We start from the raw sequence: 21,485 nt of genomic DNA, 5'->3' as shown, positions 1-21,485 counted from the left end.
AAATCCTGTCGATAGAATATCATAGATATTCATCAACAGGAAAAATTATACAGCCGATTAATTAAATTAACAGAAAGGTTCAAAAATTGTGACTAATCTTCACGTAATTCAAGCAGATATCACCAAATTAAAAGTCGACGCAATTGTTAACGCCGCTAATCGTACCCTTTTAGGCGGCGGAGGGGTAGACGGTGCTATTCACCGGGCTGCTGGCCCAGAATTACTAGCAGAGTGTCGAACGCTCAAGGGATGCGACACTGGGGAAGCCAAGATAACTAAAGGCTACAATTTACCAGCTAAACATGTTATTCACACTGTAGGACCAGTTTATAATCCTAATTTTGCTCAAAAAGATGAAAAACTTTTAGCAAATTGTTACCGCCATAGTCTCAATCTGGCTAAAAAGTATAATTTACATTCCATTGCTTTTTCTTGTATTTCAACTGGTGTATATGGCTATCCAAAAGAAGAAGCTGCCAAAATAGCTGTTGAAACTACAAGAAGCTGGCTTAAACAACAAAAATTTAATATTGAGGTCTACTTTTGCGTATTTGATTCAGAAAATAAAGCCATATATAATAAATTAACGTCTTAACTAAAGTGAGGAGTTTTAGATGAGTTTAAAATATGCAAAACGAAGTCAGGTGATTTGGTTTGCTATCTTAGCTGCAATTAAGGCTTGTAATATATTATTTGTGGCTTATATGATCAAGATTATGCTGAATGTGGCATCATCGCATTCAAATGATGTAATGCACTTGGTGCGTTTAGCAACTTTAACGGCTTTAGGGCAGCTATGCTTCATGATGAGTAATTTCATCTATGAGCGTGTAAAAATGGGGATCATTCGTGATGTTAATATGGTTTTCAAGCAGGCTAATTTACAATATTTGGTTGACCAAGGTGAACCAGATATAAAAAATGGTTTGTCACTTATGACTAATGATTTGAAACAAATTGAAACAAATCGAATTACAGCTCAACTTGATATGATTTATCAAGGTCTAACTTTTATTGGATCATTAGCTTTTGCCTTATATAATTCCTGGCAAATGACTATTATTTTCGTAGTTGCGATGGCGGCCCCAGCTGTTGTACAAATCTTTACTAGTAGAATTATTACCAAAAAATCTAAAATTTGGGCTAAAACAAATGCTAATTATACTCAGAATGTTTCTGATTCATTAAATGGGGCTCAATCAGCTAAACTCTATAATGTTAGAGATAATATTGTCGTAAGAGCAACAAAATCAGCTCAAAATATGGAAAATGCTCTGCGAAATATGAACTTAACTCAAGCTTGGGCCTTAGAATTAATTTATTCTGCTGCTGAATTATTCTGTTTCATTATTCCATGTACGATTGGTGGCATAATGATGATGCAGGGAAGCTTAAGTGTTGGTACCTTATTTATGATGGTAGATTTGGCAATGAACTTTATTACGCCAGTCGTAACCTTGTTTAATGAATTTAACCAAGTTAAATCAACCGTTCCAATGTGGAAGAAAACACAAAAAGCCCTTAATTATGAAATAAAAGAAAATTCAGAGAAAGCCAAGAAGTTTGAAGGACTAGATGTAAAAAATCTTTCGTATCAAACTAAGTCAGATAAGCATACAATTTTTACAGATGTTAATTTACAAGTTAAACTTGGAGAAAAGATTCTGCTCATGGCCCCAAGTGGTTGGGGCAAAACTACTTTGTTGCGCCTAATGCTTGGTTTAAAGAAGCCAGTAAAGGGTAAAATTTTGATTAACGGAAAGAATGTAACTGGGGACTGGGCAAAAGCTCATAATTATTTCTCTTATGTTAATCAAAAACCTTTTATGTTCGATGATACGTTGCGGTTCAATATTACCTTAGGTAGAAAGGTTAGCGACGAAAAATTAAAGCAGGTTATTCATTTAGCAGGATTAGATGAATTAGTCAAAAAAGAGGGACTTGATCATAAAGTTGGCGAAGCTGGCAATGGGTTATCAGGTGGACAAATCCAACGAATTGAAATTGCTCGTGCCTTATTGTCAGGACGACCAATTTTATTAGCTGATGAAGCTACGAGTGCTCTAGATCCGAAGTTGTCTCTAGCGATCCATGAAACTCTTTTGAAAAATCCTGATGTTGCAGTAATTGAAGTTGCTCACAAAATTTCACCAAAAGAAAAAGCGATGTTTAATAAAATTGTTCACTTAGACATGAGTGAAGGAAGTAAAAACAAAAATAATTAAAAATAAGCTTGAGAGGTTTTATACCTCTCAAGCTTATTTCTTTAGTTTAATTTTGCAAAAAAGTTAGTGAAGATTTTTTCTTGCTTCGGATCGTTTAATAGCTTATCTGGTCGCCATTGAATACCCAACATTGTTTGATCAGTTGATTCGATAGCTTCAATAATACCATCAGGAGCAGTAGCAACAATATTAAAGTTGTTGGCAATCGTCTTAATAGCTTGATGATGATGGCTATTAACGTAGGGATGAGTTCCTACAGCTTTAGCAAGTTCACTTTCATCAGTTACATTAACGTGGTGACTTTCTAAAGAGAGATCATTTGGTTGAATATGTTGAACACCTGCACCAGAATTTTGAGTATAAATATCTTGGAAAAGTGTACCGTTAAAAGCAACATTTAACATTTGCATTCCGCGGCCAATTCCTAAAATTGGTAAATTGGAATCATGGGCATTTCTGATTAAGTTTAGCTCAAATTGGTCTCGATGTGGATCAGTTTCTCTAAGCTCAGGAAGTGGCTCTTCATTATAAAAAATTGGTGTGATGTCAGGACCGTCGCTAAGAATCAGAGCATCGAAATTGACACTAGGCACTGGCATCGTCTTTAAGCTTACTGGAGCAAAGACAAGAGGAAGAAATCCTAGTTTTACAACAGTGTCAACAACACTTCGATCAACAATTACCTCATTATTTTTAATACCTGCAGTAATACCGATAGTTTTCATAAAGAAACACTCCTTTAACAAGTTAGGCATTGCGAGATTGGGAAGAAAATTGCATGATTAAATAATTAATCAGTAGGGTAATCCCAGTTGCTGCAAATACCCATTCATAAGTAAACATACCAGAAATAGTTGAACCTAGTAAAGACCCCAAGACTGCCCCAACTGCTTGGAAGGATTGATTGTAAGAAAAGACCCTACCAAATGCTTCTGGTGGAACATTCAAAGTAAGAATTGTTTGAGCAGCTGGAAGTAAGCCAGCACTGATAATTCCTAATAAGAAACGCCAGAAAGCTAATGACCAGGCATTAGGAATAAAAGTCATTGGAATAAATAAAATAGTAGCAATTAATAATCCCCATCGCAAAACTTTTTCAGCACCAACACGATCCATTAAGTGACCAATATGTGATGCAGAGAGCATGGTACCAAGACCGGGTGTAGCCGCAACAATCCCGGCGATTAGGGCAATATTATTACTGTGCGGCATTAAAGATTTAACATAAAGAGAGACAATGGGATCGATAGACATAGTTGAAGATTGAACAATCATTGTCGTCACAAACATAATGATAATTAATTTAACATTAGGTAAGCTTTGCAGTATTTGTCCCATTGGTTTCATATTTTCTCGGGAAACTGGTGTGAAGTCCTCTTTTACTAATAACCATGTTCCTAAGAAAGTTAGAAACATTAGTCCCCCAGTAATAAAGAAGGGAATGCGATAACCGAATGCGCTTGATAAAGCACCACCAATTAGAGGCCCCACTAAGCTACCCGCAGTTCCTGCAGTCATCATTTGACTCATTACCCAGCCACTACGCTGATGCGGTGTCTCACCTGCCATGAGCGCCGTTGCGTTATTGATATAACCTGAAAATAAGCCTTGTAAGAAGCGCATACAGATAATGAAAAGCGCACTTTGAGCTAAGCCGGTAATAAAGATGGTTAAACTCATAACGCCAGCAGCACGCATGCACATTAATTTTCTACCTTTACGATCGGCTAAATTACCCCAGTAAGGGGAAATAATGGCCTGGGCAATAAAAGTCATGGCAAATGCTAACCCTGAGTAAAGGTTTAATTGTAGTTTATTATAATGACCTAGTTCAGCCATAAATAAAGAAATAAATGGCATTGTCATTGAATAACCTAATCCTGTAATAAAGCAGCCGAGCCACAAAGTATAAAAAGTTTTATGCCAACCATTTGGTAAAATGCTGGCTTGTGATTTATTCACCTAGTCATCTCAATTCTAAATTACTTTTTAATTTATAATAGGATTATTTTAGCACAGTGTTTTAAAAGTAATTATTTTTAACTTATTTAATTTTCTTAAAAAAGTAATGCGGATAGTCTTCTAACATGCTAATATTGATTAGCACAATAAGGTAAAGGTAGAGAATAGTGAAAAAGATGGAAGATTCTAAAGATAAGAAAAAAATTTTAACTAGAGAAGAGTATCGAAAGCGACTAGCAAGCCATGGTAAAGTGAACGTTTGGGACTTATTCTTAAACCGGCCATACATTTCAGTAGCTTTAATTGTGCTAGCAATTTTATTTATTATGACCAAGTGGTGGCTTGGTCTAGTAATTTTAATAATTGCTGCAATTGCTGGAGCATTTATCATTGTAAAAAGTAAAAATCCTGACAGAACTCTTAGTTTGGAATTTAAATTAGGTGGAAATAAGACACTTCATTTACTTAAAGCATTGCAGTTAGGAGCTTCAATGATAATGTTTTTGTCCACTTATATGCGACAAGTTGTTACTATTAATTTTCAAACTACTGGCTCACAAGATATGTTAAAAATGCTCCAAGGTGCGGCTGCTAGCACCAATAATGTTTATGCGGCTCAAGGAGCAAATGTAGTTGGATTACTTGATAGCTTATTAGGGGGGAGTTTATGGGGAACCTACCGCTATGCGACAAATAGTGGTCAATTTATGAATGATCCGGCAGGTAGATGGATTATGATTTGGACTTTCCTTTTAATGGTAGCCCCTGCTATTTGTGTTTTGGCACAATTCTTTAGAGAACCGTATTCACGTCGTGCTATGTTGGTGGGATCTGGTATTTCAACATTGTTATTTGTTCTAACACCAACCTTAATTCATCAATGGGCATATCAATTTGCCATTAACCATCAAATTAATCCAGCACAGGTTGGTCAAATGTTTAGTGTTGGCTATATGGCCTATTTTGGCATGGGATGTAGTATTCTAGTATTTGTAATTGCTATTATTCGCAGCATTAAACGAGATAAATTTTAATGAATGAAGATAAAATTGCTACTATAATTTAGGTAGCAATTTTTTATTTGGAGAAAAAAGATGAGTTTTGATCAAAGAAAAGTAGAAATTAACAAGCAAATGATTTTAATGCCCATTAATACTGGTGTAAGTGAAAAAGATATTTTAGAGCAAGCAGAGGAAATAAAAAAACTACAGCCTGAGATGATGGAGTGGAGAATTGATTATTTTAAAGACGTAGTTTTAATGAATAGGTTACTTGAAGTTGCAGGAAAAGTGAAAAATGTGATGGGGACTATTCCTATTTTAATTACATTTCGTAGCCAAAAATTCGGCGGCAAAACTGAATTAGATAGTGAAGATGCATATTTAAACCTAGTAAAAATTGTAATTGATTTTAAATTGGGATATGCCGTTGATATCGAGCAAGAACATGTGTCGGATAGAGTAAAAGGGTTAATTAAAGATGCGAAATCTAAGGAAATACAAGTGGTACTTTTTTAGATAAAAAAACTCTTTCGGAAAAGTGACCGAAAGAGTAAAGTTAAGGAAAGCTACAAAATGTTATATGAAAGCGCTTCAATCGCCTTCATAGATTATTATAGTAGAGTGTGAGCTGAAGTGCAAATATTTTTTCAGAGATGAGGAATAGATTTGAATAACGATCCACTTATATTTGAATTTGCGATAGCTAAAGATAAACCATCTAGTTTTAATGGTAGTAAGGATATTACCTGTCCTTTTTGTGATGTGGAAAATTTAAGGGATATTTATCAAACCAATGGTCCAATGATCTGGCTGGCTAATCGTTTTCCAACTTTAAAAGATACAAAACAAACGGTATTAATTGAATCAGATGAACATTATGGGGATGTTGCTACATATTCACAAGAATATAATCACCGCTTAATGAAGTTTGCTCTTGAATGTTTCGATAAGATGAGGCAAAACAAAGAATTTAGATCAGTCCTTTGGTATAAAAATTTTGGACCTAAGTCTAATGGATCACTGTCTCATTCGCATATGCAAATTGTTGGTTTGTATAAAGAAGATGGCTATAAATATATTCATGAAAATAATTTTACTGGAATTACTGTTTTTAAGACAAATAATATGGAAGTTAATTTCGCGACACATCCAGTTCAAGGCTTTCAGGAATTAAATGTTAATTTAATAGATAAAAACGGCTTAAATCTTTGGGCGGATTGGATTCAATACGCTATCCGTTATACTTTAGAAGAGATGTATGGGGGAAAATGTGATTCATATAACCTGTTTTTCTATCCCAATAAAGGCGGAATCTGTTGTAAAATTATCCCACGTTTTTATGCGCCGCCTTATTTTGTAGGATATAAATTATCTGAGTGTAATGATAATAATACCTTGAGAAAAGAAGCGAAGAGATTATTAAATTTTGTACAAAAATCTTGAAATAATATTTCAGTACCTTAGAATGTTGAATAGAAATAGAGGTACGTTATGGATTTATCTACTAGAGTTTTAAACAATTATCCTAATTTTAAGGGAGCATCTAAAAAGATTGCCGATTATTTATTGGCTCATCCAAAGACTTTTTTACAAGAAGATGCACAAGGCTTGGGGAAAATTACTAAAACTAGTGCTGCTTCGATGATTCGTTTTTGTCAACAATTGGGGTTTAAGGGCCTAAAGGATTTTCAAATTCAACTTGCTCAAGATACACCACAAGAAAATGAGAATACAATTGAACCGATTGTGGATAATCATGATAATCCACATATCGTTTTACAAAAACTTCTGTCAAGTATTGAACATAATACTGAAAAGACGGCTCATTTGATTGACGGAATGGCCTTAAATCAAGCTATCAATTTTTTGAAAAATGCTGATCGAATCTATTTAGCTGGTGTTGGTGCATCCAGTTTACCAGCTCAAGATCTTTACTATAAATTTATTCGTAGTGATAAAAATGTCATTTTTAATCAAGATATTCATATTGCATTAGAGCGGATTTGTTATTCTCATTCGACAGATGTTTTGGTCATTTTCTCTTATAGTGGACTGACTCAAGAAATACTATTACTGGCTGAACAAGCACGTAAGAACCATACTCCGATTATTGCTATCACTCGTTCTCATCAGTCTCCCTTGGTTGAAATCAGTGATGTGGTTTTAGGTGTATCAACCGATGAAAAGCTGCTTAGAGTAGGTGCGATAAATTCACTTTTTTCTGAAGTGTTTGTCTCAAGTGTTTTATTTTTAGCAACGATTAATCAAGATTTGCCTCGATTGGAAGAAAAATTTAAAGAAACAGAACTAGTAACTAATCAATTAAAACAACTAGATGAGTAGTATTCTAATAACAAATTAAATAAATGCTGTAATCTACCAGAAAAGATGCACTTAAGCATCTTTTTCTTTTGAAATTAAAAGCTATCTTGATATAGGATAACAAAAAGTTTTAAAATAACTTTATAATAAAAGATACTGACATAATATATAAGATAACATAAGTTAAGTTTTGTCTAATTCTAATAAGAAAGGCGATTGCTTTATGTTAAAGGATGGAATTACTGAAATTATCCAAAAGTATGATATTGATGCAGGTGTAATTGTTAAACATGGCGATCAAATTATGTATCAACATCAAGCTGAGAAAATTTTTCCAGCAGGAAGTTTGATTGACTTAGCTATTGCTGCATATATTGAAGATCAGTGGAAAAAGATCCCTGAAGTTGTGGATGAAAAAATGGAAGTTACTGATCTTTCTTGTGTGCGTGGCGCTGGTATTATTGGTGATTTACGTCGTACTAATTGGAGCGTTCGAGACCTAGTTTATTTAACTAGTGCACTATTGGATAATGTAGCTACTAATCTATTAATTGAAAAATTTGATATTTATGAAATTGATGAGTGGTTAAAACAGAATTATCCCGGCATCCGATTGGGAAGAGAGTTAATGCGCTATTCGGCTAACGGTCAAGATAACGAATGTACAGCTATTAGTATTGATAAGTTAATTACACATTTAATGACTACTCAAAATCTTTTTTGTGCTTTAGTGCGTAAAGGCTTAAGCAATCATACTATTCCAACAGATTTAACTTTTTATGGGGACAATCTTCTTACCTACAATAAACTGGGACGAGATCGTCAGGCACGCCATGAGGTTTGCGCTTTTATGACGAAAAAAGCGTCAGTATTTTGCACGGTTTTGAGCAGTTATGAGGGAAGAAATATAGAGGATAGATTATTCTTTCAAGAATTAAGTAAGTTGATTTTCTCACATGTGAAGAGTGCTGACTTTGAAAAATAGGAATCCGAAGAATAGATAAGGATTCCTATTTTTTATAAACTAAATTGCAAGGGTAGAAAATAGGGAGCGGAGGAATAATTTTTGAAAAATATTTTTCGAAAAATAGATATGTATTCTAAAAATTTTAGAATACATTGGCTAGAGTATGTCGCTTTGTTTATCGGAATAGATATTTTTACGCAGATGCTAATCATTCCGTTATTCAGGTATGTAACAACTGGAATTTTAAAAGCTAGTGCAATTCCGTTTGTTTCATACCAAAACATTGTTACCATTATTACCACGCATACTGGAGTTGCCCTCCTACTAATCTTGGAATTAGTTATCCTGCTTTTAGTAATTTATGGTGTATTTGCCTTAATATTATTGGGAATTAGAGAAATTTCTCAGAATCAATTTTCACTTAAATTACTATTTAAAGAATTATGGCAGACATATCGTTCTGTTCGAGTAGGTTCCATCTTATTACTAGGCTTATATTTTTTATTAATTGTACCTTTTGCAGATATGGTTTATCGAACGCCGCTATTAGCCAAAGTTCAAATTCCAGAATTTATTTTGGATTTTATGACTAGAAACATTTGGCTGATTAGTGGATTGATAATTTTTTATTTGCTAGCTTTTATTTTTGGTATCAGATTGATTCTGACGCTTCCCTTTATGATTTATCAAGAAAAAAAGACATGGATTGCGATGAAAGAAAGCTGGAAATTAACTAGCCACAAAAATTGGTGGACCCTCTTAAGTAGCTTATTAGTTGCAGGAATTTGTGTTAGCGTAATTTTAGTTAGCTGCAATTTAATAATTTATTTCTGTCAATTGGGATTAGATCATTTGCCAGAAAAGCTTAGCTTTAGTTTTGCTAGTTTTAATTTGTTACTGGTTCAGATATTCAGTGAGTTAATTGCAATTTGGATTAGTGTTATTTCTATCTTAATTGTCGTCACACCGTTAAATAGTTTTAAGTGGGAAGATCAGAAAAAAGTAAAAAGTAAAAAGACAGTTAAAATAGTAGATTCCTGCTTAATAATCATTTTTGTATTGGCTGCAGGAATCAATAGTGCCTTGTATTTAAAGGGAGCGGATATGCAGCGCCCAGTCACTATTTCACACAGAGGGGTAAGTGATAAAAATGGAGTTCAAAATACTATCCCAGCTCTAGAAAAGACGGCAAAACTTCATCCAGATTATGTGGAAATAGATTTGCATGAAACAAAAGATAATCAGTTTGTAGTTATGCATGACGAAAATTTGAAAGAGTTAGCTGGCATTAATAAAACTCCAAAAGATTTAACTTTAAAGCAGTTGACCAGAATTACGCTTCATGAAGATGGGCACCAAGCTAAAATCGCCAGTTTTGATCAATACCTGAAAGCTGCTAAGAAATTAAATCAAAAATTATTAATCGAAGTTAAGACAACGCCCAATGATTCTCCAAAAATGCTCCAGAATTTTAATCAAAAATATGGCAAGCTAATTATTAAGCGTAAATATCAAGTTCAGTCATTAGATTATCGTGTTATTGATGGATTACATCAAATTAACCCTAAGTTATTTGTCTTGTATATCCAGCCCTATAATTTTACTTATCCTCAAAGTGTTGCAGATGGGTATTCAATGGAATATTCTACGCTAAACAATGATTTTATATGGCAGGCTCAACTTCAGAATAAGCTGGTATATGCTTGGACAGTTAATAGTCCACAAATGATGATGAAGATGATGTATGACAATGCCAATGGAATTATCACCGATCGACTGGCTGAATTAAATGAGACAGTTAAAGATTTTGAAGATAATCGTAGTTATGCTAATAAGCTATTAAACTTTATTTTAATATTGCCTGATGATAATAAATAATTAAGAGTAAAGCATTTTATGCTACTATAGGTATATACCAATTTAAAAAACTTTTATTTTCAGCTGCTCTAAATAAACGGCAAATTGTTGAAGAAAGTAGAAAGGATTAAAAATATGGTTACGAGAATAATTAGTGCAAATGCTAGCGAAATTTTAAAAATGAATGGTACTCAATTGAAACAAAGTATCAAGGCTAGTGAAGGTAGAACTGTTTTAAGTGAAAACGTGGTTACCGAGCCAGCAATTGATAATCTAACTACTTCAGAAATTGCGGCCGCTTTTGGAGCAGATTTAATTTTATTGAATTTATTTGATACCTTAAATCCTAAAGTAAGTGGCTTGGAAGTGGATAAACCAGAAAATACAGTTAAAAAACTTCAAAAATTAACTGGACGCCCAATTGGAGTAAATTTGGAGCCAGTTGATGAGAAAGCAGAGATGGAATCAACTAAATTGCAGATTTCTTCTGGTAGAACTGCAAGCGTTAAATCAATGAAAGCTGCTGAAAAATTAGGTTTTAATTTCGTTTGTTTTACTGGAAATCCTGGGACTGGTGTAACTAATAGAATGATCGCTAAAGCTGTAAAAACAGCTAAGAAAAATTTTTCAGGTTTAATTATTGCTGGAAAAATGCATGGAGCTGGTGTGGATGAACCAGTAGCTAGTGAAGAATCAGTTAAAGAGTTTTTAGATGCAGGTGCAGACGTTATTTTGGTTCCTGCTGTTGGAACAGTTCCAGGTTTTACTAGTGAAGAATTAATTAAGATAGTAAAAATCGTTCATAAACATGGTGGACTAGTAATGAGCACGATTGGAACTAGTCAAGAAAGTTCTGGAGCTCAAACAGTTCATGATATTGCCTTACAAAATAAAATTTGCGGTGTTGATATCCAACATATTGGAGATGCAGGTTGGGGAGTAGTGCCACCAACGAATACTATTTTCGAATTAAGTAAGACAATTCGTGGGATGAATCATACGATTTCTCGGATGGCACGTTCAATTAATCGGTAAAAAGATAATAAATAATATATAAAAAGAAGATATCTTAGCAAAAGTTACTTTGATATCTTCTTTGTTTTTAATATTCAGTTTTACCTAAATCATCTTCTAGGCGGTGGAGCTGTAGACGTAGACCGTAGACAGAAAATTCTTCACCGTCTTCTTGGCGGTTAAGTTTAATACGTAAATGGTCTCCATCTTGTTCGAACTCCACTTCATTTCTAGTGTCAATCCAAGCTGCCTCTTCAACGTGAGGAACATGCTTTAATTCGATACTTTCTTCAAGTGGAATATGGATGAAAACGTAGCGTTGATATTTAGCAATGGCATTATAAAAGACATGAACATTGTCTTCATCTGCCTTTATTTCATGGTCAGCCCGACTTTCGTAGTAAGCATGTCCAAAGCGACTAATCCAATTACGCAAAGTTTCCATTGCAGGATATGATTCGGCTTTAATTGATCCATCTGCGTTTAATTCAACTTCAAAATAGATATTCATATTGTCTAATCGAGCAGCGATTAATTTTGCTAGAACATCAGGAGAAATTAGTTTTTCTGCAGGTCTTTTTTGACAAAATTTAATTGCATATTTTTGACAAGCTGCTTGTATGTCTGCCATTTGTGCATCATTAGCATCTTTGATACTTACGCCTCTAAAGCCGCAGTCTCGTGCATGACGTACAAGAGCATCGGCATCAATTACACATTTTGGAGCAACTTGATACTGCAATACAAGTCCAATATTTAAATCTTCTTTTTCACTCATTTTACTATTCGCTTTCTATGTCATATTCAAGATTGATTATAAGTGGAAAAGAAATTTTAAGCAAAGCAAAATGGTTTCACGTATAATTAGGAAGGACTATAGAAGGGACAAAGAAATGATTATTTTTAATATTATTTTATATATTACCATTGGTTTCATTGTTTATTTTGGTTACCAAACTGTACTTCATTATCATAAACATGAAAATGTTAATTTTCTCCGTGGCTTAATTATCAGTACACTTGTCTTAGCAGTGCTAGTTTCTTTACAAATTTACTGGGCACTCCCTAATATTATTGGCCTATTTTTATGGCTATTTATTATGTTCTTGTTTATTAGTGTGGCTGCTAGTGCCAGATATATTACCGCTAGCTTGCAGGATAAGAAAAAAAGAAAGATAGAGCTAATTGCTTCTGCTGTTTTGGCAGTTATTAGCTTGATTGCTTTATTTATCGTGGTTGCCAATGTCAGATAATAATATGAAGATAATTATTGCTCCAGCTAAAAAGATGAGAGTTGATCAAGATACTTTTTTGGTTAAATCAGAGCCTGCTTTTTTAGATAAGACTCAGGAGCTATTAGACTTTTTAAAAGCAAGAAGTTTTAACCAGTTACAGGAGCTATGGAAGGCGAATGATAATATTGTTCGTACAAATCAAAATAATCTTGTAACAAGTGAACTTGATTCTAACTTAACCCCAGCACTTTTAGCTTTTTCAGGAATTCAATATCAGTATTTATCTGGGGATGTTTTACCGCAAGAAGGATTAGACTATCTTCAAGATCATTTGCGTATTTTGTCAGGCTTTTACGGTATTTTGAGACCTTTTGATGGTATAATTCCCTATCGTTTGGAATTAAAAACTCAAATGACTGGCTTTAAATACTACAGTCTCTATAACTTTTGGAAAGATCTTCCGTATCAAGAGCTTTTTGCCGATACAGATACAGTTATTAACTTAGCGTCTTTAGAATATTCTCGTTTGATTTCTCCATATTTAAAGGATAGTCAAAAAATGATTACAATTAAGTTTTTGGAAAATAAAAACGGAAAGTGGAGACAAAGTGCTACACATGCTAAGATGGCGCGAGGAGAGATGGTTCGCTTTGCGGCCAAAGAAGGAATTAATAGACCGGAAGATTTAAAAGAATTTTCTGATTTTGGTTATGTTTTTTCAGCAGCAGATTCCTCAAAGGAAAATTATATATTTAAAAAATTATAGAAAAAAAGAGAAATCAGATGATTTCTCTTTTTCTATATAAATTAAAACGCATTATTATTCTGTAAAAAATCCGCTGTTAAATTAACAGCATTTTTTTGATAGTTATCACTAAAACAATGGTTTGCACCTTCGATTAAGTGTAAAGTGCTGTTTTGATAAATTTGATCGTATTTCTTTGAGGCATTAGGGGAAACAACGGTATCATCTGTACCGTGGATTAAGCATACAGGTTTAGTAAATTGAGCAGATACTATCATAAATAGGCAATTGTTGAGCAATGCGTAAGTAAAATCCACCTAGGGTTAAATCTTTAAAAGGGAGGCGGTCTGGGATATGGTCTGGATTATAGGTAACTCCTTGTGTATTACCTTCAAGAGCATCACTTTTTAAAGTGGTAGCTGGTGCTAGCAATACTACCTTTTTTATCAGATCAGGATAAAGCCCGGCTAACATTGAAGCAACAACACCACCTTGAGAATGACCGACTAGATAAATATTACGTACATGCGGATCTGTTTTAACGTAATTTAAAATGGCATTTGCGTCTTCAATTTCATTTAAAACAGTCATATTTTTAAACTTACCATCTGAATACCATGGCCATTAAAATCAAAGCGAACACTAGCAATATTTTCATCCCGAAGACTGTTAGTAATTTCTTTTAGCAAAGAAGTATTACGGTTAGCGGTAAAACCATGAAAAATAATTGCCATATCATATATTTCTCCGAAAGGTTCTTCCCGAGTTCCAACTAATTGTAATCCATCACGCTCAAGTGTAATTGTTGCCATATTAATGCCTACTTTCTTTTTGCCTAACTTTATTATAGTCTGACATGTGAGATAATTTAGTAGCTTAATAAATTTTTAGTATAATATTTTCTTGGATAAAATATAAAGGATTGTGATGAAATGGATTTGTTATTAGTAAGACATGGGGTTAGTGAACATAATACTTCAGATGTGATCTCCGGCGGTACTAGTAACCCTAACTTAAGCCAAGCAGGTGTTAAACAAGTAGAAGAAGTAAGTAAGTTAATTGACAATAGTAAACTTGATCGAGTATATGCAAGCCCATTAATTAGAGCTAAAAGAACAGCACAAATTTTAACTGATTTTCAAAAAGAGATTATTACTGATGATCGACTTAGAGAAATGAATTTTGGCTCTTGGGACGGCCAACATGCCGAAGAGCTGAAGATAAAATATCCTGATGCCTTCGATGATTTAGGAACTATTAATAGTAAATATGCAGAATACGCTGAAAATGGTGAAACTTTTAGTCAAGTAGCAGATCGAGTTGAAGAATTTTTATCTGAGATTCAACCCGATGCTAATGACAAGACAATTATGATTGTTTGTCACGGATTTGTGATTAGGAGTTTAATAGCTCGGTGGTTTAAACTAAAAATTGAAGATGTAATGACAGTAAGAAATGTTAGTTTTACTGAGCTTCATTTTGAAAAAAATGATATTGAGCGACCAAGATTAATGACCTTTAATCGAACGGAACCCTTGTATTACGGACTTAAGAGGTAATATGTTATGCGAGTAGTAATTTTACGTCATGGAACTACTGAATTAAATAAGCAAGGAATGATTCAAGGATCAAATGTTGATTCTGATTTAAGTAAAGAAGGGCGCGCTTATGCAGAAAAAGCTGCTAAGAATTTTGATCCTAGTCAATTTGATGCAGTATATGCAAGCCCGTTAAAGAGAGCGCAACAAACTGCAAGAATTTTTGTGGGAGATAAGACCCCAATAACAACCGATAAGCGAATTGAAGAACTAAATTATGGTTCTTGGGATGGAAAATCTTCTTTGGAATATCGTAAAAAGCATCCAGATGCTTTTAATAGCAAAGGACTAATTAACGATAATATTTATAAGTATGCTTCAGATGTAGAAAAGCGTGAAGATTTTAGAAAAAGAATTGCTGCATTTTTTGACGATTTATATAAAGAACATGCTAATGATACAGTTTTGGTAGTTTGTCATGGTGTAGTAAGTCGAATGATTTGTGCTCATTTTTTAACTAATGGCGATATTAAGTATTTTGACCAAATGCAGAATTGCGGTCTAGCTGAATTAGACATTAATAAAGAATATGGAACTTTGGTTTACTATAACCGCGTCTTAGCATAATAATTTTAAGGCTTGTTTTTGATATCTTATCGAAATTAAGCTTTTTTTATTTCTAAGTATTGACACGATGTCACTTTGAGGATAGACTTAAGGCGTATCGAAAGTGACATGGTGTCACAGGAGGGGAAGATATGGTTAGTGAAACTTTTATAAATCTTTCAGATGAAAAGAAGCAAAAGATTGTAGGAGCGCTTTTAAAAGAATTTAGTACTTATCCCTTAGCTAAAGCGCAAGTAGCACGCATTGTAAAGGATGCAGGGATTGCTAGAGGAGCATTTTATAAGTATTTTGGTGACTTGAAAGATTCATATACTTATCTCTATGATCTTGCAATGAAAGATGTCCATATGGGACTTCCAACAAGGTTGAGAGATTTTGACCCTGAAGCTTTTTATAAGATGACAGTTGATTTTATTAATCAGACTGAGAATAGTATCTATTTTGATCTAATCAAACTACATCTTAGTCAGAATCAAGCTTTTATTGGAGATGATAAAAGGCAGAAGGAAGCTTTTCTTAATCTCGGCTCTCAAGTTTGGGCTGCTATGGTTTTAACTCATGAAGCAATAGATTTAGCCCTATTTGATAAAAAGAATAAAGAAAAAATTCTAAAAAGATACCATGAAAGTTTATGTTTATTACAAAGGAAGTAGACAAAAATGTTTTTAGCTCTAAAAGAAATAAAATACGAGAAGCTGCGTTACGGATTAATTACATTGATGATTTTTTTAATTGCATATTTAATTTTTATGCTGTCATCATTGGCAGTAGGTCTAGCTTCAGAAAATACACAAGCAGTTAATAGCTGGCAAACTCAATCGGTTGTTTTGAATGATAATTCGAATGTAAGTTTGAGTCAATCTCTGTTAACGAAGGAAAATCTAAAAGATTTTAAAAAGACAAAGAATGATAGCTACATCGGGATAGTTCCGATTGTAATGAAAGAAAAGAAAAATCAAACAGTTTCAGCTCAATTTATTGGGTTAAATAAAGATGAATATATCTATAAAGATCTGGAGGTAGTTTCTGGTCGTAAAGCAAAGCATAATGATGAAATAGCTGTTGATCAAATTCTTTGGAATAGAGGTTACCGCTTAGGAGATAAAGTAACCCTAAATGGTAGCGATCAAAAGTATAAAATTGTTGGTTTCTTAAAAAATGCCAAGATTAATATTGCGCCAATTGCTTATGGTACGATGGAAACGTGGAAGAAGTTAAGACTAATGGCTCCGAATGTTGAAGCTTCTGGAATTATCTCTAAGAATAACTTAGATTTTAAAGCTAAGAATGTTAAATCTTATGATAAGCAGACTTTCATTAATAAATTACCAGGTTATACAGCTCAAAATTCAACTTTTGAATTAATGATTGGTTTTCTATTTGTAATTTCGTTAATTGTGATTGCAGTATTTTTATACATTTTAACTATCCAAAAAATGCCAAATTATGCTGTTTTAAGAGCACAAGGTATCCCAAGCAAGACTTTAATTGGTGCTACTATTAGTCAATCATTAATTTTAGTAATTTTAGGTACGGTCTTAGCATATCTTTTGATGTTGCTTACTGTTAGCATAATGCCAGCTACTGTACCGATTGATTTTGCCCCATGGATCATGATTTCAACATTTGTAGGGATGATTTTAATGGGAGCAATCGGTGGATTAATTCCAATTCGTTCAATTCTTAAAGTTGACCCTTCAAAGGCTGTGTAAGGGAGGAAATTTATATGTCAGTAATTGAATTAAAAAATGTAAGCAAATCATATGGCCAAGGAAGTGCCAAAGTTGATGCCCTTAAAGATGTTGACTTTGAAGCTCAAAAAGGAGAGGTAGTTCTAATAGAAGGTCCTTCTGGTGCTGGTAAGAGTACATTTTTAACTATCGCCGGTGCTTTGCAAAAGCCTACTTCTGGTGAAGTATTTATTGGAGGAGATAACGTAACTAACTATTCTCCTAAACAAGCTGATGCACTACGTCTAGATAAAATCGGCTTTGTCTTACAGGCTTATAATTTAGTTCCTTATTTGACTGTTAGGGAACAATTTATCTTAGTAGATAAGGTTAAAAAGAGCGGCAATCTAAGTAAAGAAGCGCTTGATGGATTGCTAGATGAATTAGGAATTTCTCAACTGGTAAATAAATATCCTAAGGAATTGTCAGGTGGTCAGCAGCAAAGAGTTGCCATTGCAAGAGCTTTATATGCGGATCCAGCAATTATTTTGGCAGATGAGCCCACTGCTTCCTTAGACAGTGAAAAAGTTGAAGAAGTAGGGAAACTATTTAAGTCTTTAGCTAAGCAAAAAGAAAAAGCAATTATTTTAGTTACTCATGACTTAAGGCTTAATAAGTATTCGGATAAGATTTATGAAATGTTAGATGGACATTTGAGCTTGAAAAAAGATAATTAAGTATTGAATAATAAAGAAAGCGATATCATATATTTGAAAAGTGAATAAAGTGAGATTGTAACAATATTTTGCACAAACCCCACTTGTCTCTAGTTTAAGAAGGGATAAGTGGGCTTTTTTGTATGTTTAAGGAGGCACGATGAAAATAATAAGAGTTTTAAATAATAGTGCTGTTATTAGTGAAAACCAAGATCATGAGGAGATAATTGCACTTGGTAAAGGAATTGCTTATGGAAAAAAAGTGGGGGATGAGTTTGATAAACAAAAAATATATAAAATTTTCACACCCTTGTCTGACAATCAAAGAAAACTGCTATTAGAAACAATTCATGAAACAGATCCTATTTTCTTTCAAATTGCACAAAAAATTGTTGATAGATTGAAATTTGAATAAAATATCGAATTAGCTGATAGTGTATATATTACTTTGACAGATCACTTAGCTACAAAGGAAGACTTAGACTTAATTAGTGAAAATACAGCAGATTTTATTGCATTTTCATATTACTCTTCTGTTTGCACTGCTTTTGATACAAAAGGATTAAAAGTAACAAAAGCAAATCGTATGGAAGGGGTTTATAACAAATATTTACCTACCAGCGATTGGGGATGGCAAATTGATCCTATTGGTCTAAGAACTATATTAATTAATTTATACGATAGATATCAAAAGCCACTATTTATTGTTGAAAATGGATTAGGTGCTAAGGATAGTCTGACTACAAGTGGAAAAATTCACGATGATTATAGAATTGATTATTTACGACAACACAAATTTCTAAGCAATACGGTTTAATGTATGTTGATTTAGATGATTTTGGAGATGGAACTTATAAACGATACTTGAAAGATTCATATTTTTGGTATCAGAAACTTTTATCTTTTAAAAATAAAATTCCCAAAGATTTTTTAGACAAATAAAAAAGAATTCAGGTGCCTGTAGCAGGTACTTGAATTCTTTTCATTTAGTAATGCTTCAATTCTACAAATTAGGATCAATCTTAAACCGAAGTGGTGAATCTGCGGTCTGAGCAGTAATCAATTTGGCATTCAATTTTTGATAATTCTTAATAGCAACATTAGCTAATTTCTTATTAGCTTCGTTTACGAGCTCTACTTTTTTATCCTTATCTTTTTCTTGAGCCAATTTCTTATCATATTCAACTCGTAGTTTATTCAAAGATAGATTCGTTGCTTTCTGTGTATTAACTAAATTAGTTGCATATTTATTCCAATTTCGGTCTACTAAAACGCTAGCCATTTTAAATACCCAGTAAGCAGAATTAGTTGAAAATTCTTCTTTACCATATTTGAACATAGTTGGTACTTTAGTTCCTTGCGGGTAAAAAGGAATGTAAACACTTTGTGCGGCAATTCCCATTGCTAGCCAATGAGTCATATCTTCTTCTCTAAGTTGCAGGAGGTGAGATTCTTGAGTAGTAGCTACAGCAATTGGACGATAGGCAGGTTGACCTTCGTTTTTAGAATTAGTTAGATCATACTGTGTCCCATTAAAGTGATCGCTTAAAACGCGTTGAGCGTCTTGAATAGATACAGGATGATCAGGCTTTCTAATAAATGGTAAATCAAAACTTTCTGGATCTTGATTTACGGAAGGCGTTAGAAGCTTTTGGCCACTCCAAACACGTGGAGTATTATAAGTTAAATCCGAATCATCATGTGTACCAAAAATTAATCTGAAATTAAATGGTTTATTTTTTGGCCAAAGATTATTTTGGTAAACAAATTCTTGAATTCCAGGAGAAGTTATAAAATTGTCTTTATCATTAAAATCAATGATTTGAATAGCTAGTTGATTAGCAACTACTGCGTATGAATCGTCAGGGATGCGTTGAGCAACATAATGGTGGCCCGAACCAATTTCCATATACCAAGCTTCATCTCTATCTGCGAATAAAATCCCATCCGCTTCTGCTGCACCGTGCTTTTGAACGATCTTACCTAAACGTTCTACACCTTCTCGAGCAGATTTAATATATGGTAAAACAACTGTTACCATTGCTTCTTCTAAGATACCTTTTTCTTCGTCAAAAGGATCCATAGCCATTACACGATCATTAGCATAGGCACTTTCAGTAGCGCTCATTGCAACGTGATATTCATTGATTCCATCTTCTTCAAATACTCCATATTTATCTGTCCATTCAGGAGTAGAAGAGTAAGAAAAACGTTTGTTAGGTAATTCCATCTGAAACTTATTGTCTTTTGACTTAAAAATGCTATTTTTAATTGTTTGATGTGAATTAAAAGCAAGATGCTTAGGCCAAGCAGTCTTAGCATCTTCATTTCGGCCGATAATAACACTACCATCTACAGTAGCGTTTTTACCGATTAAAATAGATGTACAAGATGAACGTCCAACGGGAGAAGTCATAGGTTTCACACTTTCTATTGATATAATATAATCTATATTGTAACGTATAAAACTTAAAAATAAGTGAGGGCATTGAAATGGCAGACTTACCAGAAGATAAAAAAATTATTCTTACAACTGATTACAAAAATAATACCATTAATATGGAATTTTCTGATAATTTAGTTGATAATCGTGAAAAAGGATACATTCTTTCAGCTGCATTTTTAGCATTTGCTGCAAATGAAGGACTAGATAAACAACAAGTTATTGAAATGATTAATTCCCATTATGATCAATTTACTGGAGATGATGATTCAAGTTTGTTTAAAAGATTATAGAATTTGATGTAAAATTCTCCACATTTTCATATTTTTGTTATACTATAATCACGGAGAAAATAACAGATGTTAGGCAATTCTGCTATTTTTAGATAATCTCGATGTGTTGATGTTGATGAATATGAATTAAGTGAGGTAATTAAAGTGGCTAGAAAAAAGGAAATAGATAAGCAAAGAATCCTGGATGCTGCTTATAAATTAGCAGTTCGTGGTGGAATTGAAAGTTTAACTGCAAGAAATGTTGCTAAAGCAGTTAACTGCTCAACTCAACCAATTTATCTTGAATTTGAAAACATGCAAGATTTACGTAATCAAGTTTTAGCAAAAATTTCTGATGAATTGAAGTCTAACACTCTTCAACAGAACTTTACAGGTGAACCTTTGATCGATTTAGATCTTTCATACTTGTACTTTGCTAAAGAACATGTTGATTTGTTTAGAGCAATGTTTGTAGACGGTAAATTTGGAAATCAAATGATTGTTGATACTTTAATGGGACTTGGACTTGAAAAATTCAAGCAACAATTTGACGCAGAACAATTTTCTGAAGAAAGACTCAATCATATTGTGATTTCTAACTGGATTGCTGCTACAGGTTTAGCAACTCTTCTCATTAATAAGATGGCAAACTTTACACAAGCTCAAATGATTAGTGTTTTAAAGGCACAAATTCATGAAGCAATGTTAAATGACCGTCTTACTAATGTTGAAGAAAATCCACTATTTGCTGCCGACAGTGACGCTTCTCTTGAAGAACGTCTAGGTTAGTTTTAAAAATAATCAAGCACCACATTCACTGAAAGTGGTGCTTTTTTATTAAAATTAAAATATGCCTTTTAAAATAGTGAGATTAAAAAGTATAATTTAATA

Annotated in this window: 22 protein-coding genes and 3 pseudogenes; 20 read left to right on the top strand and 5 right to left on the bottom strand. The window is 33.4% G+C overall.

The genetic code is table 11. The annotated features are described in order from the left end of the window. The first annotated feature begins 88 nt into the window (after window positions 1-88). Window positions 89-595, top strand: a complete 507-nt coding sequence (locus CP370_RS03940) for an O-acetyl-ADP-ribose deacetylase (RefSeq protein WP_087712593.1) — start codon at window positions 89-91, stop codon at window positions 593-595. 19 nt (window positions 596-614) lie between these two features. Continuing rightward, a complete protein-coding gene (locus CP370_RS03935; RefSeq protein ID WP_087712594.1) occupies window positions 615-2,225 on the top strand; it encodes an ABC transporter ATP-binding protein in 1,611 nt (536 codons plus the stop codon). A 41-nt stretch (window positions 2,226-2,266) separates the two neighbouring features. Here the strand turns inward: CP370_RS03935 and CP370_RS03930 are convergent, their stop codons facing one another. Beyond that, window positions 2,267-2,950, bottom strand: coding sequence for a gamma-glutamyl-gamma-aminobutyrate hydrolase family protein (locus CP370_RS03930; RefSeq protein WP_012846741.1), 684 nt, complete (start codon window positions 2,948-2,950; stop codon window positions 2,267-2,269). Between the two features lie 22 nt (window positions 2,951-2,972). Continuing rightward, window positions 2,973-4,187, bottom strand: coding sequence for an MFS transporter (locus CP370_RS03925; RefSeq protein ID WP_087712595.1), 1,215 nt, complete (start codon window positions 4,185-4,187; stop codon window positions 2,973-2,975). Between the two features lie 176 nt (window positions 4,188-4,363). Between CP370_RS03925 and CP370_RS03920 the strand changes: the two genes are divergently transcribed. From CP370_RS03920 to CP370_RS03890, 7 genes are all read left to right on the top strand, one after another. Further along, the gene (locus CP370_RS03920; protein ID WP_087713441.1) at window positions 4,364-5,221 is read left to right on the top strand and encodes a cytochrome C5; all 858 of its coding nucleotides are present in this window, start codon (window positions 4,364-4,366) and stop codon (window positions 5,219-5,221) included. 60 nt (window positions 5,222-5,281) lie between these two features. After that, entirely contained in the window at window positions 5,282-5,704 is a 423-nt protein-coding gene (locus CP370_RS03915) for a type I 3-dehydroquinate dehydratase (RefSeq protein WP_087712596.1), read from the top strand. Window positions 5,705-5,854: 150 nt separating this feature from the next. Then, a complete protein-coding gene (locus CP370_RS03910; RefSeq protein ID WP_012846737.1) occupies window positions 5,855-6,631 on the top strand; it encodes a DUF4931 domain-containing protein in 777 nt (258 codons plus the stop codon). Window positions 6,632-6,679: 48 nt separating this feature from the next. Beyond that, window positions 6,680-7,531: a MurR/RpiR family transcriptional regulator gene (locus tag CP370_RS03905; protein WP_012846736.1), complete on the top strand. Its 852-nt coding sequence runs from the start codon at window positions 6,680-6,682 to the stop codon at window positions 7,529-7,531. A gap of 202 nt (window positions 7,532-7,733) precedes the next feature. Continuing rightward, on the top strand, window positions 7,734-8,495 hold the full coding sequence (locus CP370_RS03900) for a serine hydrolase (RefSeq protein WP_087712597.1): 762 nt from the start codon (window positions 7,734-7,736) through the stop codon (window positions 8,493-8,495). An 81-nt stretch (window positions 8,496-8,576) separates the two neighbouring features. Next, window positions 8,577-10,355 carry a glycerophosphodiester phosphodiesterase gene (locus CP370_RS03895; protein WP_232457419.1) on the top strand — a complete coding sequence of 593 codons (1,779 nt, stop codon included), beginning with the start codon at window positions 8,577-8,579 and terminating at the stop codon, window positions 10,353-10,355. 114 nt (window positions 10,356-10,469) lie between these two features. Further along, window positions 10,470-11,369: a PEP phosphonomutase gene (locus CP370_RS03890; RefSeq protein WP_087712598.1), complete on the top strand. Its 900-nt coding sequence runs from the start codon at window positions 10,470-10,472 to the stop codon at window positions 11,367-11,369. 67 nt (window positions 11,370-11,436) lie between these two features. Here the strand turns inward: CP370_RS03890 and CP370_RS03885 are convergent, their stop codons facing one another. Continuing rightward, window positions 11,437-12,126 (bottom strand): hypothetical protein, encoded by a 690-nt coding sequence (locus CP370_RS03885; RefSeq protein WP_087712599.1) that lies wholly within the window; start codon window positions 12,124-12,126, stop codon window positions 11,437-11,439. Between the two features lie 115 nt (window positions 12,127-12,241). On the opposite strand from CP370_RS03885, the gene CP370_RS03880 reads away from it, so the two are divergent. Both CP370_RS03880 and yaaA read left to right on the top strand, forming a co-directional pair. After that, on the top strand, window positions 12,242-12,601 hold the full coding sequence (locus CP370_RS03880) for a hypothetical protein (protein ID WP_087712600.1): 360 nt from the start codon (window positions 12,242-12,244) through the stop codon (window positions 12,599-12,601). Then, window positions 12,591-13,349, top strand: a complete 759-nt coding sequence (yaaA, locus tag CP370_RS03875; RefSeq protein WP_087712601.1) for a peroxide stress protein YaaA — start codon at window positions 12,591-12,593, stop codon at window positions 13,347-13,349. Before CP370_RS03880 ends, yaaA begins: the two co-directional genes overlap by 11 nt. Window positions 13,350-13,390: 41 nt before the next feature. Here the strand turns inward: yaaA and CP370_RS03870 are convergent. Then, window positions 13,391-14,140: pseudogene (locus tag CP370_RS03870) on the bottom strand (alpha/beta hydrolase). 120 nt (window positions 14,141-14,260) lie between these two features. On the opposite strand from CP370_RS03870, the gene CP370_RS03865 reads away from it, so the two are divergent. From CP370_RS03865 to CP370_RS03835, 7 genes and pseudogenes are all read left to right on the top strand, one after another. Beyond that, complete coding sequence (locus tag CP370_RS03865; RefSeq protein ID WP_012846727.1) at window positions 14,261-14,887, top strand: histidine phosphatase family protein; 627 nt, start codon at window positions 14,261-14,263, stop codon at window positions 14,885-14,887. A gap of 6 nt (window positions 14,888-14,893) precedes the next feature. Then, entirely contained in the window at window positions 14,894-15,493 is a 600-nt protein-coding gene (locus tag CP370_RS03860; RefSeq protein WP_012846726.1) for a histidine phosphatase family protein, read from the top strand. A 131-nt stretch (window positions 15,494-15,624) separates the two neighbouring features. Then, a complete protein-coding gene (locus tag CP370_RS03855; RefSeq protein WP_087712602.1) occupies window positions 15,625-16,146 on the top strand; it encodes a TetR/AcrR family transcriptional regulator in 522 nt (173 codons plus the stop codon). 6 nt (window positions 16,147-16,152) lie between these two features. Beyond that, window positions 16,153-17,205, top strand: coding sequence for an ABC transporter permease (locus CP370_RS03850; protein ID WP_012846724.1), 1,053 nt, complete (start codon window positions 16,153-16,155; stop codon window positions 17,203-17,205). Window positions 17,206-17,219: 14 nt separating this feature from the next. Further along, window positions 17,220-17,900, top strand: coding sequence for an ABC transporter ATP-binding protein (locus CP370_RS03845; RefSeq protein ID WP_087712603.1), 681 nt, complete (start codon window positions 17,220-17,222; stop codon window positions 17,898-17,900). A 139-nt stretch (window positions 17,901-18,039) separates the two neighbouring features. Next, window positions 18,040-18,291, top strand: a pseudogene (locus tag CP370_RS03840) (CAT RNA binding domain-containing protein); the annotation flags it as partial. Window positions 18,292-18,345: 54 nt separating this feature from the next. Continuing rightward, window positions 18,346-18,821 (top strand): annotated as a pseudogene (locus CP370_RS03835) (family 1 glycosylhydrolase); the annotation flags it as partial. 61 nt (window positions 18,822-18,882) lie between these two features. Here CP370_RS03835 and CP370_RS03830 read toward each other — a convergent pair. After that, complete coding sequence (locus CP370_RS03830) at window positions 18,883-20,295, bottom strand: C69 family dipeptidase (protein WP_087712604.1); 1,413 nt, start codon at window positions 20,293-20,295, stop codon at window positions 18,883-18,885. Between the two features lie 77 nt (window positions 20,296-20,372). On the opposite strand from CP370_RS03830, the gene CP370_RS03825 reads away from it, so the two are divergent. Both CP370_RS03825 and CP370_RS03820 read left to right on the top strand, forming a co-directional pair. Then, window positions 20,373-20,615, top strand: coding sequence for a hypothetical protein (locus tag CP370_RS03825; protein ID WP_012846717.1), 243 nt, complete (start codon window positions 20,373-20,375; stop codon window positions 20,613-20,615). A 144-nt stretch (window positions 20,616-20,759) separates the two neighbouring features. Then, window positions 20,760-21,383 (top strand): TetR/AcrR family transcriptional regulator, encoded by a 624-nt coding sequence (locus CP370_RS03820; protein ID WP_012846716.1) that lies wholly within the window; start codon window positions 20,760-20,762, stop codon window positions 21,381-21,383. Window positions 21,384-21,485: the final 102 nt, after the last annotated feature.

Source organism: Lactobacillus sp. UMNPBX19 (assembly GCF_002553805.1).
Lineage (GTDB): Bacteria > Bacillota > Bacilli > Lactobacillales > Lactobacillaceae > Lactobacillus.
Note: the sequence above shows the minus strand (reverse complement) of the source record. Positions and strands in the feature narration are given on the sequence as shown.